The sequence below is a fragment of the Pannonibacter sp. SL95 genome, assembly GCF_026672425.1.
Classification (GTDB): Bacteria; Pseudomonadota; Alphaproteobacteria; order Rhizobiales; family Stappiaceae; genus Pannonibacter.
Genome location: NZ_JAPPRC010000006.1, coordinates 1,386,314 through 1,398,315 on the forward strand (window position 1 = coordinate 1,386,314; position 12,002 = coordinate 1,398,315).

General features: G+C 65.5%; 12 protein-coding genes. 11 read left to right on the forward strand and 1 reads right to left on the reverse strand.

The annotated features are described in order from the left end of the window. Positions 1 to 160: 160 nt before the first annotated feature. The 9 genes from glyA (at position 161) to OVA12_RS23295 (ending at position 9,738) form a co-directional block, all read left to right on the forward strand. The gene (gene glyA / locus OVA12_RS23255) at positions 161 to 1,474 is read left to right on the forward strand and encodes a serine hydroxymethyltransferase (RefSeq protein WP_442793917.1); all 1,314 of its coding nucleotides are present in this window, start codon (positions 161 to 163) and stop codon (positions 1,472 to 1,474) included. Positions 1,475 to 1,660: 186 nt separating this feature from the next. Beyond that, positions 1,661 to 2,137: a transcriptional regulator NrdR gene (nrdR, locus tag OVA12_RS23260; RefSeq protein ID WP_106752242.1), complete on the forward strand. Its 477-nt coding sequence runs from the start codon at positions 1,661 to 1,663 to the stop codon at positions 2,135 to 2,137. Continuing rightward, positions 2,134 to 3,282, forward strand: a complete 1,149-nt coding sequence (gene ribD / locus OVA12_RS23265) for a bifunctional diaminohydroxyphosphoribosylaminopyrimidine deaminase/5-amino-6-(5-phosphoribosylamino)uracil reductase RibD (RefSeq protein WP_268141226.1) — start codon at positions 2,134 to 2,136, stop codon at positions 3,280 to 3,282. Before nrdR ends, ribD begins: the two co-directional genes overlap by 4 nt. Before the next feature lies 1 nt (position 3,283). After that, entirely contained in the window at positions 3,284 to 3,889 is a 606-nt protein-coding gene (locus tag OVA12_RS23270) for a riboflavin synthase (protein WP_268141228.1), read from the forward strand. Between the two features lie 84 nt (positions 3,890 to 3,973). Further along, complete coding sequence (gene ribH / locus OVA12_RS23275) at positions 3,974 to 4,423, forward strand: 6,7-dimethyl-8-ribityllumazine synthase (protein ID WP_106752245.1); 450 nt, start codon at positions 3,974 to 3,976, stop codon at positions 4,421 to 4,423. Positions 4,424 to 4,429: 6 nt separating this feature from the next. Continuing rightward, positions 4,430 to 4,978: a transcription antitermination factor NusB gene (gene nusB, locus OVA12_RS23280; RefSeq protein WP_268141230.1), complete on the forward strand. Its 549-nt coding sequence runs from the start codon at positions 4,430 to 4,432 to the stop codon at positions 4,976 to 4,978. 11 nt (positions 4,979 to 4,989) lie between these two features. Then, positions 4,990 to 5,997 carry a thiamine-phosphate kinase gene (gene thiL, locus OVA12_RS23285; RefSeq protein ID WP_268141232.1) on the forward strand — a complete coding sequence of 336 codons (1,008 nt, stop codon included), beginning with the start codon at positions 4,990 to 4,992 and terminating at the stop codon, positions 5,995 to 5,997. A gap of 92 nt (positions 5,998 to 6,089) precedes the next feature. Continuing rightward, positions 6,090 to 7,319 carry an MFS transporter gene (locus OVA12_RS23290; protein ID WP_268141234.1) on the forward strand — a complete coding sequence of 410 codons (1,230 nt, stop codon included), beginning with the start codon at positions 6,090 to 6,092 and terminating at the stop codon, positions 7,317 to 7,319. A 289-nt stretch (positions 7,320 to 7,608) separates the two neighbouring features. Then, the gene (locus tag OVA12_RS23295; RefSeq protein WP_268141236.1) at positions 7,609 to 9,738 is read left to right on the forward strand and encodes a sodium-translocating pyrophosphatase; all 2,130 of its coding nucleotides are present in this window, start codon (positions 7,609 to 7,611) and stop codon (positions 9,736 to 9,738) included. Between the two features lie 422 nt (positions 9,739 to 10,160). Here OVA12_RS23295 and OVA12_RS23300 read toward each other — a convergent pair whose 3' ends face one another. Further along, on the reverse strand, positions 10,161 to 10,598 hold the full coding sequence (locus tag OVA12_RS23300) for an outer membrane protein assembly factor BamE (protein WP_106752250.1): 438 nt from the start codon (positions 10,596 to 10,598) through the stop codon (positions 10,161 to 10,163). A gap of 132 nt (positions 10,599 to 10,730) precedes the next feature. On the opposite strand from OVA12_RS23300, the gene OVA12_RS23305 reads away from it, so the two are divergent. After that, positions 10,731 to 11,285 carry a ubiquinol-cytochrome C chaperone family protein gene (locus OVA12_RS23305; protein WP_268141238.1) on the forward strand — a complete coding sequence of 185 codons (555 nt, stop codon included), beginning with the start codon at positions 10,731 to 10,733 and terminating at the stop codon, positions 11,283 to 11,285. Further along, positions 11,278 to 11,844, forward strand: coding sequence for a YceD family protein (locus tag OVA12_RS23310; RefSeq protein WP_268141240.1), 567 nt, complete (start codon positions 11,278 to 11,280; stop codon positions 11,842 to 11,844). The genes OVA12_RS23305 and OVA12_RS23310 overlap by 8 nt, the downstream gene beginning before the upstream one ends. Positions 11,845 to 12,002 lie beyond the last annotated feature (158 nt).

Below are 12,002 nucleotides of genomic sequence, written 5' to 3' on the forward strand. Positions count from 1 at the left end.
TGACGGTTGGCCACTTGGTTCGGGGGGAGGGCTATGCTAATTGCTTGGCTCCCAAACGGGCTGTGCGACTGGTGAGCGAGCCGCCGCGCAGATGCAAGGCCAGTAAGGCCTGCCGGCCCCCGGATCCCGATGCCCTGGGCTCGCTGAAAAGGACCACGCCATGTCGATGACGGATACCTCGGCAAGCCAGCCGATCTATTCCGGGTTCTTCACCCGCAACCTCGCCGAGGCAGACGCAGATGTGTTCGCCGCGATCCAGAAGGAAGCCGGTCGTCAGCAGCATGAGATCGAGCTGATCGCCTCGGAGAACATCGTCTCCAAGGCCGTGCTGGAAGCGCAAGGGTCGGTCCTGACCAACAAGTATGCCGAAGGCTACCCGGGCAAGCGCTACTATGGCGGCTGCCAGTATGTCGACATCGTCGAGAACCTGGCCATCGAACGCGCCAAGCAGCTGTTCGGCGCCAAGTTCGCCAACGTGCAGCCGAACTCGGGCAGCCAGATGAACCAGGCCGTGTTCCTGGCCCTGCTGCAGCCGGGCGACACCTTCATGGGTCTTGACCTGAATTCGGGCGGTCACCTGACTCACGGCTCGCCGGTCAACATGTCTGGCAAGTGGTTCAACGTCGTCTCCTATGGCGTGCGCAAGGACGATCACCTCCTGGACATGGCCGAGGTCGAGCGCCTCGCCCATGAACACAAGCCGAAACTGATCGTCGCCGGTGGCACCGCCTATTCGCGCACCTGGGACTGGAAGAAGTTCCGCGAGATCGCTGACGCGGTTGGCGCCTACCTGATGGTCGACATGGCGCATATCGCCGGTCTCGTCGCCGGTGGCGTGCATCCCTCGCCGGTGCCCCACGCCCATGTCTGCACCTCGACCACGCACAAGTCGCTGCGTGGCCCGCGCGGCGGCCTGATCCTCACCAACGACGAGGACATCGCCAAGAAGGTGAACTCGGCCGTGTTCCCGGGTCTGCAGGGCGGTCCGCTGATGCATGTCATCGCCGCCAAGGCCGTTGCCTTCGGTGAGGCGCTCAATCCGGACTTCAAGTCCTACGCGGCAGCGGTGGTTGCCAACGCCAAGATGCTGGCCCAGACCCTGCAGGAGCAGGGCCTCGACATCGTCTCCGGCGGCACCGACAACCACCTGATGCTGGTTGACCTGCGTCCGAAGAACGCCACCGGCAAGAAGGCCGAAGGCGCGCTTGGCCGGGCCAACATCACCTGCAACAAGAACGGCATTCCGTTCGACCCGGAGAAGCCCTTCGTCACCTCCGGTATCCGTCTCGGCACCCCGGCCGGCACGACGCGCGGCTTCGGCCTGGCCGAGTTCCGCGAGATCGGCCTCCTGATCACCGAAGTGCTCGACGGCCTGAAGGCTGCCAACAGCGAAGAGGGCAATGCCGCCGTGGAAGCTGCGGTGAAGCAGAAGGTCATCGCCCTGACCGAACGCTTCCCGATCTACCCGGCCTGAGGGTTCTGATCGCGCGAGGCCAGCTCTGGCCTCGCCGCTTCGAATCTGGTCCTATCGGCCTCAACAAAGGTCCGCGCCGCAGGGCGCGGGCTTTTTGCGTTTGAAACGCGGCTGACCTGTCCTATCAAGGGCCGAGCCCCGAGGCGGGCCTCGGCTTTCGTGGACACGACAAACGGGAGTTTCCCCATGCGCTGCCCCTTCTGTGGCGGAGACGAGACACAGGTCAAGGACTCACGTCCGACCGAGGACAACACCGCCATCCGCCGGCGCCGCGTGTGTTCGACCTGCGGTGGCCGATTCACCACCTTCGAGCGGGTGCAGCTGCGCGAGCTGATGGTGGTCAAGCGCTCCGGCCGCCGGGTGCCCTTCGACCGGGAGAAGCTGATGCGCTCCGTCGAGACGGCCGTGCGCAAGCGTCCCGTGGATCCGGAGCGGATCGAGCGGATGGTCAGCGGCATCGTGCGCCAGCTGGAAAGCACGGGCGAGGGCGAGGTGACCAGCGAGGTCATCGGCACCCATGTCATGGAGGGGCTGAAGAACATCGACAGCGTCGCCTATGTGCGCTTTGCCTCGGTCTACAAGAATTTCCGCGAGGCCAAGGACTTTGAGGCCCTGATTGGCGAGCTGAACAACCCGGCCGCAGGTCCGCTGGAGGACGAGTGAGCAGCGCGGTGTCAGGAGGGGCGGGGCAGGTCTCGACCTTCGACGCCAGGGCGATGCGGGCCGCGATCGCGCTGGCCGCGCGCGGACTGGGTCGTGTCTGGCCCAACCCCTCGGTCGGCGCGCTGATCGTCGCGGGCGAGGGTGCCGAGCGGCGGATCGTCGGGCGCGGCGTCACCGCGCGCCCGGGCGGGCCGCATGCGGAAGTGAGCGCCCTGCGCAGTGCTGGCGAGGCCGCGCGCGGGGCAACCGCCTATGTCACGCTGGAGCCCTGTTCGCACTACGGCCGCACGCCGCCCTGTTCGCTGGCGCTGGTCGAGGCGGGCGTGCGCCGGGTGGTCGTTGGCTGTCTTGATCCCAACCCGCGCGTCTCCGGCCGCGGCATCGCGATCCTGCGCGAGGCCGGTGTGGATGTGGTGGCGGCCGTTGAGGAAGAGGCCGCGCGCTGGCTGCATGCAGGCCACAATCTGCGCGTGACTGCCATGCGTCCACTTGTGATGCTGAAGCTCGCTGTCTCTGCCGACGGCGGCATCGGCCGGCACGGCGAGGGGCAGGTGGCGATCACTGGGCCCGAGGCGCGGGCGATGGTGCACGGCCTCCGGGCCAGATATGACGCCATTCTGGTCGGCATCGGCACCGTGCTTGCCGATGATCCGGAGCTGACCTGCCGTCTGCCCGGCATGGGCAACCGCTCACCGGTGCGCGTGGTGCTCGACCGGCAGGCGCGCCTGCCGTTGACGAGCCGTCTGGTGCGCAGTGCTGCCGATGTGCCGGTGTGGGTGATCGCCGGCAATGACGCGGATCCGGTGAGGGTCGAGGCGCTGACGTCGGCCGGCGTGCTGGTGATCCGCGTTCCCCCCTGTGACGCTGGCATCGACCCGCTTGTCGCCGTAACGGCGCTGGCCAATCGCGGCATCACCCGGCTGATGGTGGAGGGCGGGGCGCAGGTGGCGGCCAGTTTCCTCGACGCCGGACTGATCGACGAGGCCTTCATCTTCACCGGACGGCCGAGCCTTGGGCCAGGTGCAATCCTGCCCTTCGCCGGACGCCCCTTGGCGGCGCTGACCGAATGCCCCACTTACCGGCTGGCCGGAACCGCCGTGTATGGCCCGGACCGGTTGACGCGCCTGGCGCGCAAGGAGATCTGACATGTTCACTGGTATCGTCACCGACGTCGGCGTGATCCGCTCCGTCATCGACATCCCCGCCGGCAAGCGCACGCGCATTTCCACCGTCTATGACCCCGACGGCATCGATCTCGGCGCCTCCATCGCCTGCGGCGGTCCGTGCCATACGGTGACCGCCAAGGGGCGCGACGGCGAGGGCAACTGGTTCGAGGTGGAAAGTGGCGCGGAGACCTTGCGCCTGACGACCGCGAAGGACTGGCGCGCGGGCATGCGCCTCAACCTCGAGCGCTCGCTGTCGCTGGGCACGGAACTGGGCGGCCATCTGGTGCTCGGCCATGTTGACGGGCTGGCGCGCATCGTCACGCGCCGCGATCACCCGGACAGCGTCTACTTCCGCTTTGACACGACGCCCGACTTCGCCCGCTTCATCGCCCGCAAGGGCTCGGTCGCCCTCGACGGCACGTCGCTGACGGTCAACGAGGTCGAGGGAACCGAGTTTTCCGTGTTCCTCATTCCCCATACCCTCAGCGCCACCACATGGGGGGAACGGCAGGAAGGCGACCACGTTAATCTTGAAGTGGACATGATGGCACGCTATGCCGCGCGCCTTGCCGAATTCGACCGATAGGCAGCCCTTCAAGCCGAGGGCTGGACAAACGGGGTCAGGCATGGTTCCTGACCGTTACAATCTCAAGAGAAAGCGACCGACCCGATGAGCTCCGCCCCGCACGTCCTGATTATCGAAGCCCGATTCTACGAAGACATCGCTGACGCCCTTTACGAAGGCGCGGCCAAGGCGCTCGAGACGGCCGGGGCGACCCATGACCGCATCCAGGTGCCTGGCGTGCTCGAGATCCCCGCTGCCCTGTCGATGGTCCTGACCTCGATGGAAAACGAAGGCACGTTCTATGACGGTTTCGTGCTGCTCGGCTGCGTCATTCGCGGCGAGACCACCCATTATGACATCGTCGCCAATGAATCGGCTCGCGTCATCATGGACCTCATCGTCGACGCGGACCTTGCCGTCGGCAATGGCATCCTGACCGTCGAAAACGACGATCAGGCCTGGGCTCGCGCCCGCATGACCGACAAGGACAAGGGTGGTGCAGCCTCCCGCGCGGCGCTCGACATGATCGCCCTGCGTGAGAAGCTCGGGGTCTGAGACGCGATGACTGACGGGGCAGACAACGCAGCCGGCCGGGGTGTCAAACCGGCCAACAAGCGCGGCACCGCCCGCCTCGGCGCGGTGCAGGCACTCTACCAGATGGATATCGGCGGCTCGTCGCTGACCGATGTCATCAATGAGTTCACCGCATTCCGCCTTGGCAAGGAAGTCGACGGCGCCCAGTACCTGGACGCCGACGAACATTACTTCAAGTCGGTGGTGAAGGGCGTCGTGGAAGACCAGCGGGTGATCGACCCGTTCATCCACACCGCGCTGGCCGAAGACTGGCCGCTGAAGCGGATCGACAGCCTGCTGCGCGCCATCCTGCGCGCTGGCAGCTTCGAGCTGCTGCGCCGCCGCGACGTGCCGCCCAAGGTGATCATTTCCGAGTACATCGACATCGCCAAGGCGTTCTATTCCGACGACGAGCCGCCGCTCGTCAACGGCGTGCTCGACCGTCTGGCGCATGAGCTGCGCAGTGCGGAACTGCCGCCGCGCGCCCAGGCCGATGACGATGAGGATGCCGGCGGACCGGCAGACAAGACGGACTGAAGGCAAGTTTGATGGCTGGCGACAGGCCGCACGAGTTCGCGCTGATCAAGCGCTACTTCGCTCCTCTTGCCAGCGATCCCGGTGCCCTCGGCCTGACCGATGACGCAGCAACCCTGACGCCATCGCCGGGCTGCGAGCTGGTCCTGACCAAGGACCTCCTTGCGGCCGATGTGCATTTCTTTGCCAAGGATCCGGCGGACGCGATTGCCGCCAAGGCGCTGCGGGTGAACCTGTCGGATCTTGCCGCCAAGGGCGCCCGCCCGCGCGGCTATCTGCTGGGGCTAGCCCTGCCGCAGGACTGGACGGCGGAGTGGCTGGAGGCGTTCTGCGCCGGCCTTGCGCGCGATCAGGCCAGCTTTGGCATCACGCTGCTGGGCGGCGATACCATCGCCTCCGGCGGCAAGCTCCTCCTGTCTGTGACCGCCATTGGCGAAGTGCCGGCGGGCCTTGCGGTTCGGCGCAATGGCGCAAGGGCAGGGGATCTCATCTATGTCACCGGCACGCTGGGCGATTCCGCCCTGGGTGTCCGGCTGCGCTATGATCCGGATCTAGCAGCCCGCCTGGGGCTGGGTGTGGTGACCACCGAATATCTGCTGGATCGCTATCTGCTGCCACAGCCGCGCTGCGGACTGGCGGACGCAGTGCTGGCACATGCCAGCGCGGCCATGGACATCTCTGATGGTCTGACCGGCGATGGCGGACATATGGCGGCAGCCTCCGGCGTGGACCTTCACATCGACATCGACGCCATCCCGTTCTCGCCCGCTGCACGGGCGGTGCTTGCCCGCGATCCGGCCCGGCTGGCGACTTGCCTTGGCGGCGGTGACGACTATGAACTGCTGCTGGCCGTCCCCGCGGATCGTGCCGGTCTGCTGGAGGCGGACGCGCGAGCGGCGGGCGTTGCACTTGCCTGTATCGGCAAGGCGGTGAGCGCTGAGGCAAGCACCGGAACACTCCAGTATTTTCGCAAGGGCGCAAGTTTTCCGCTTGCAGGGGACGGCGGCTTCCGACACTTTTGATGGTGAGCCGGGTGAAAGCCCCGGTGCCCCGCCCTTACTGTCTCCCTCGCCCGCAGGACATGACTGCATCTGGCCGAGGCGGAGTTTCCAGCATGAGCCATCCGTCTTCCGCAGCTGACGCCGCTGCTGGTGTCGACGACCGTATTGCCCGTCGCAATGTCGCCTTGCTCGCCTTTGCCCAGGCCCTGGGCGGCGCATCGGCCTCCATCGTTATTGCCACCGGGCCACTGATCGGCTCGGCCCTCCTCGGGTCCGACAAGTCGCTCGCGACGTTGCCTGTCTCTTTCATGGTGCTGGGCACTGCGCTTGGCATGTTGCCGGCGGGCATGATCATGCGCCGCTTCGGCCGCCGCCGCAGCTTCCTCGGATCCTCGATCGGCGGCACCGTTACGTCATTGCTGGCGGCCTGGGCGGTGCTTGGCGCCAGCTTCTGGCTGTTCACCCTCGCTTGCGCTGCGATGGGCTTTGTCACGGCCTTCGTGCAGCAGTTCCGCTTTGCTGCCGCGGACGCGGCGAGCCCGGCGTTCCGGCCGCGAGCGATTTCCTGGGTGATGGCAGGCGGCATTCTGGCAGGCGTGATCGGTCCGCAGACCGTGATCCTGACCCGTGACCTGTTCGCGCCGATCCTGTTTGCCGGCACCTATATCGCGCTGGCCGGACTGTCGTTCCTTGCCTTTCTGGTGCTTTGGTTCCTGAAGTCGCCGCCGCCGATGGCCAAAGCACAGGCCGGTGATGCCCGCCCGCTCAGCGAGATCATGCGCCAGCCCGGCTTCATCGTCGCCGTCACCTGCGGCATCGTCTCCTATGCCCTGATGAGCCTTGTCATGACGGCGACGCCGCTGGCGATGATCGGCTGCGGCCTGACAACGACGGACGCGGCGCTGGCGATCCAGTGGCATGTGCTGGCGATGTTCGGCCCGAGCTTCTTCACCGGCTCGCTGATTGCCCGCTTTGGCGTGCGCACCATCGTGCTGGTCGGCCTGGCGCTGCTGTGTGGCTGTGCGGTGATTGCCTTGAGCGGTGAGGAGGTCGGCCATTTCTGGGTGGCGCTGATCCTGCTGGGTGTTGGCTGGAACTTCGGCTTCATCGGTGCGACGACCATGCTGACCGCGTGCTACCGCCCGTCGGAACGCAACATGGTCCAGTCCGCCAATGACTTCCTGGTGTTCGGCTTTGTCGCCTTCGCCTCGTTCTCGTCCGGCTCGCTGCTCTACAATTTCGGCTGGGGCACGGTGAACATGCTGGTGTTCCCGGTCACTGCAATCTGTGTCGTCCTGATGGTGGTGCTGCGCCGCAGTTCAACCAGCGATGCGCTGGCTTAAGTAAAAAGCCGATTGCAAACAGGGGGCTATCGCGCCGCGGAAAATGATGCACTGCGGCTGCCGCAGTGCAAGGACGGAAGTGCTGATGTTCTCGTCAGTTTCTTCAGGTAGAGCTTGACCAACCCCACTTGTTACCTGTTACCGTGGCATCGTTGTCCCGTGCCGGGGAATTGATCGGGTACTTGCCAAAACCAGAAGGCACACGCACGGGGCCGGTCTGCAGCTCCTTGCCGCATAACAGAAATCCGAAACAGCATGGCGAGGGCTGCGCGTCACTTGGGGAGGACTCATGACCGAGCTTGTCGTTGTCATAGCATGCGGATTCCTGGCGATTGGCTACGGGATCTGGGCCATTCAGTCCGTCATGGCAGCCGATGCCGGAAATGCACGGATGCGGGAGATCGCCGGCGCGATCCAGGAGGGCGCTCAGGCCTATCTGACCCGCCAGTATTCGACCATCGCCGTTGCCGGTGTCGTGATCTTCATTCTCGGGGCCTGGCTCCTGGGCATGCTGGTCGCCATCGGCTTTGCCGCAGGCGCGATCCTGTCGGCGCTGGCTGGCTTCATCGGCATGCATGTGTCCGTGCGGGCCAATGTGCGCACTGCGCAGGCGTCCACCAAGAGCCTTGCCGCCGGTCTCGAGATCGCCTTCAAGTCCGGTGCCGTCACCGGCATGCTGGTGGCCGGTCTCGCGCTTCTCGGCGTTGCCGTCTACTTCGCGGTGCTGACCGGTGGCCTCGGCTATGCGGCCACCGACCGCGTCGTCATCGACGCCCTTGTGGCTCTCGGCTTCGGCGCGTCGCTGATCTCGATCTTCGCCCGTCTTGGCGGTGGCATCTTCACCAAGGGTGCGGATGTCGGCGGCGATCTGGTCGGCAAGGTCGAAGCCGGCATTCCGGAAGATGATCCGCGCAACCCGGCAACCATCGCCGACAACGTGGGCGACAACGTCGGTGACTGCGCCGGCATGGCGGCGGACCTGTTCGAGACCTACGCGGTGACGCTGGTGGCCACCATGGTACTGGCGGCGATCTATTTCGCCGGAACGCCTTCGACCTCCGCGGCGATGCTCTATCCGCTGACCATCGGCGGGGCCTGCATCATCACCTCGATCATCGGCACCTTCTTCGTGAAGCTCGGTGCCAACAACTCGATCATGGGCGCGCTGTACAAGGGCTTCATTGCCACGTCGGTGCTGTCGCTGATCATCCTTTATCCGGTCACCTCCTGGGTGTTCGGCGGCATGGACGGGGTGCTGACCACCTCGCGCGGCCTCAGCTTCACGCCGATGGACCTCTATCTGTGCGGCATCGCGGGTCTGGCCGTCACCGGCCTGATCATCTGGGTGACGGAGTACTACACCGGCACCGGCTTCCGCCCCGTGCGCTCCATCGCCCAGGCCTCGGTCACCGGCCATGGCACCAACGTGATCCAGGGCCTTGCCATCTCGATGGAAGCAACCGCCTTGCCGGCGATCATCATCATCGCCGGCATTATCGTCACCCATTCGCTGGCCGGCCTGTTCGGCATTGCCATCGCGGTGACGACCATGCTGGCGCTGGCTGGCATGGTGGTGGCACTCGATGCCTTCGGTCCGGTCACCGACAACGCCGGCGGCATTGCCGAAATGGCGGATCTGCCGGCCTCGGTCCGTGTCACCACCGATGCGCTCGATGCGGTCGGCAACACGACCAAGGCCGTGACCAAGGGCTACGCCATCGGGTCTGCCGGTCTCGGCGCCCTGGTGCTGTTTGCCGCCTACACCGAGGATCTGCGCTTCTTCATCGCCAACTCGGACAAGTACCCCTACTTCCAGGGCCTGACCAACGAGACGCTCGATTTCTCGCTGTCCAATCCTTACGTGGTCGTGGGTCTCTTCTTCGGCGGCCTGCTGCCCTATCTCTTCGGCGGCATCGCCATGACCGCCGTCGGCCGCGCCGCCTCGGCGGTGGTGGAGGAAGTGCGGCGTCAGTTCCGCGAAAAGCCGGGCATCATGGCGGGCACCGAGCGGCCGGACTATGGCCGGGCGGTCGACATGCTGACCAAGGCGGCGATCCGCGAAATGATCGTGCCGTCGATGCTGCCGGTGCTGTCGCCGATTGCCGGCTTCTTCATCATCAACATGATCGCAGGCAAGGCCAACGCCTTTGCCGCGCTCGGCGCCATGTTGCTCGGCATCATCATCACCGGCCTGTTCGTGGCCCTGTCGATGACTGCCGGCGGTGGTGCCTGGGACAATGCGAAGAAGTACATCGAGGATGGCCATCACGGCGGCAAGGGCTCGGACGCCCACAAGGCCGCGGTGACCGGCGACACGGTGGGTGACCCCTACAAGGACACCGCCGGTCCGGCCGTCAACCCGATGATCAAGATCGCCAACATCGTCGCCCTGCTCCTGCTCGCCGTGCTGGCGCATTGAGGGCAGGGGCATCGCGGCCCTGGAAAGAGAAAAGGCCCCGGAGCGATCCGGGGCCTTTTGTTCTTTGGGGAGCCTGCGGCGTCCGGACGGGTTGCGGCGCAGGGCCAGAGCGCCGTGGGGCACCCTGTGTGCCACGGGCGGCCGACCTACCACTCCGGTCATCCCCGCCCCCGTGCGGGGATCCAGCCCCGTCAAAGCTTGTTACGTCCGTTCGAGCCGGTAGGCAGTGTGGATCCCCGCACGGGGGCGGGGATGACGCCGGAGAAGGAGAGAGGGACAGGGGCGACGGGCGAGTAGGCAACGGCGTGGCAAGCAGGGGACCGGGATGGGCCAGCGGACAGAAATCAGCGCAGGCGCCGGAATGCAAAAAGCCCCGGAGTGATCCGGGGCCCTTGTCATGATCCGATACCGTGGCCGGTGCCTTACAGGCCCAGCGACGGGGTGGTGGCGCCGCGCAGGATCTGGGTGATGAAGCCGTAGTCGGCACCGCCCGTGCGCGTGGTGCGGGTGATGAAGTCGAACACCTTGCCATCCTGCATGCCGTAGTTGGCAATGTCCTTCACGAAGCCATCCTCGTCGAAATAGACGGCGACAACGCGCTGTTCGACGATCTTGTTGCCCATGAAGGCCGTGGTCTCGGACACCTGCGAGATGTAATAATAGGTCAGGCCGCTGATGTCGGAGGTGGTGGACGGCGAGCCGAGCACCAGCTCGACGTTTTCCTTGCTCGAGCCGACCTGAACCTGCTGCAGCATGTCCGGGGAAATGGAATGGCCGTGATTGAAGGTCTGGGTGAAGCAGCCTCCAACGGTCAGGCCGAGGAGAATCGGAAGCATCACCACATGCGACTTGATCTTCATTCCTGCGTTCCCGTTCCCGTTGAACCGAAGCCGGAGCCCGGTGCGTATCTGAATTCGTTCCTTGGCAAAGCGAGTAACCTGCGTTAGGGCACAAGGCAACACCCACAGTCACCGCATTGCGAGAGGCTTCATATGGTTTTTGGCCTGTTTCGCCGCCGGACACAACCATCCGAATACGCCCTTTATGGCGCCATCGTGGCCCAGTCCCGTCAGGCCGCGTTTTACGCCAATCTTGGCGCGCCGGATACGGTCGACGGGCGCTTCGACATGATCATCCTGCACGCCATGCTGCTGTTTCGCCGGCTGCAGGGCGAGGGCAAGGAGGCTGTCGCCGTGTCGCAGTCGGTGTTCGACATCTTCTTCGCCGACATGGACGGTTCCCTGCGCGAGATGGGCATCTCCGACAATGCGGTGCCGAAGAAGGTCAAGCGCATGGCCGAGGCGTTCTTCGGCCGGGCCGCCGCCTATGGCGCAGCCATCGATGCCGGCGATCTCAACGCTCTGGCGGCGGCCGTTGACCGCAACTTTTTCCCCGAGAACTCAACCCCTGCCGCCGCCATGGCGCTGGCCCGCTATGCCATGGCGGCCGGTCCTGCGCTGGCGGCCACTCCGGTGAGCGACATTCTTGCCGCCAGGCTGCCCTGGCCGGATCCGCTCGCCGTGATCGAAGGATCGAATCATGTCTGACGTCGCCTTTCCCTTTACCCAGCGCTTCGATGTCGCCCGGCTTGGCAACAAGCCGCAGGTGATCAAGGTTGCGCCGGATGCGGCAGCGCTGGCGCGTATTGCCGAGACCTATGGCCTTGTCGAGCTGGCATCGCTGACGGCGGAGCTGGAAGTGCGGCCGTGGCGCAAGGCCGGCGTCTTCATCACCGGATCGCTCGCCGCCTCCGGTGCTCAGCGCTGTGTCGTCACGCTGGAGCCGGTGCCGATGACGGTGAGCGACCGGTTCGAGCGCGCCTATGAACCGGCTGCGACCGAAAGCCGCCGCGCACCGGATCTGGCGGATGACGGCGAGATCGAGATCGATCTGGAGGCGCCCGAGCCGCCGGATGAAATCATCGATGGCAGCATCGATCTTGGTGCGCTGGTGCTGGAACAGTTCGTCCTTGCGCTGGACCCGTTCCCGCGCGCTCCGGGGGCAGAACTGGCCTTCGATGCGCCGCCGGAAGAGGAAGATGTCGCCGACGAACGTCCCAACCCTTTTGCCGTGTTGCAAAAGCTGAAGGACAAGGAGCCGGAATGAAAGTGCGCGCCGGAGCCTGAAAGGGATCCGGATTTCTTGGCAAAAGCGCCGGACAGGTCCGTTTTATGCCCGCTTGCCACCCGGAAAACGGTTGTCTCGTGGCCCGAAACCGGTATGTTCGCAGCGCTGCGGCCCGAAAGGGCCCGGACGCGAACGGC

Coding starts and splice junctions, on each gene's coding strand:
- glyA (WP_442793917.1), top strand. CDS start 161: ATGTCGATGACGGATACCTCGGCAAGCCAGCCGATCTATTCCGGGTTC.
- nrdR (WP_106752242.1), top strand. CDS start 1,661: ATGCGCTGCCCCTTCTGTGGCGGAGACGAGACACAGGTCAAGGACTCA.
- OVA12_RS23270 (WP_268141228.1), top strand. CDS start 3,284: ATGTTCACTGGTATCGTCACCGACGTCGGCGTGATCCGCTCCGTCATC.
- ribH (WP_106752245.1), top strand. CDS start 3,974: ATGAGCTCCGCCCCGCACGTCCTGATTATCGAAGCCCGATTCTACGAA.
- nusB (WP_268141230.1), top strand. CDS start 4,430: ATGACTGACGGGGCAGACAACGCAGCCGGCCGGGGTGTCAAACCGGCC.
- thiL (WP_268141232.1), top strand. CDS start 4,990: ATGGCTGGCGACAGGCCGCACGAGTTCGCGCTGATCAAGCGCTACTTC.
- OVA12_RS23290 (WP_268141234.1), top strand. CDS start 6,090: ATGAGCCATCCGTCTTCCGCAGCTGACGCCGCTGCTGGTGTCGACGAC.
- OVA12_RS23295 (WP_268141236.1), top strand. CDS start 7,609: ATGACCGAGCTTGTCGTTGTCATAGCATGCGGATTCCTGGCGATTGGC.
- OVA12_RS23300 (WP_106752250.1), bottom strand. CDS start 10,598: ATGAAGATCAAGTCGCATGTGGTGATGCTTCCGATTCTCCTCGGCCTG.
- OVA12_RS23305 (WP_268141238.1), top strand. CDS start 10,731: ATGGTTTTTGGCCTGTTTCGCCGCCGGACACAACCATCCGAATACGCC.
- OVA12_RS23310 (WP_268141240.1), top strand. CDS start 11,278: ATGTCTGACGTCGCCTTTCCCTTTACCCAGCGCTTCGATGTCGCCCGG.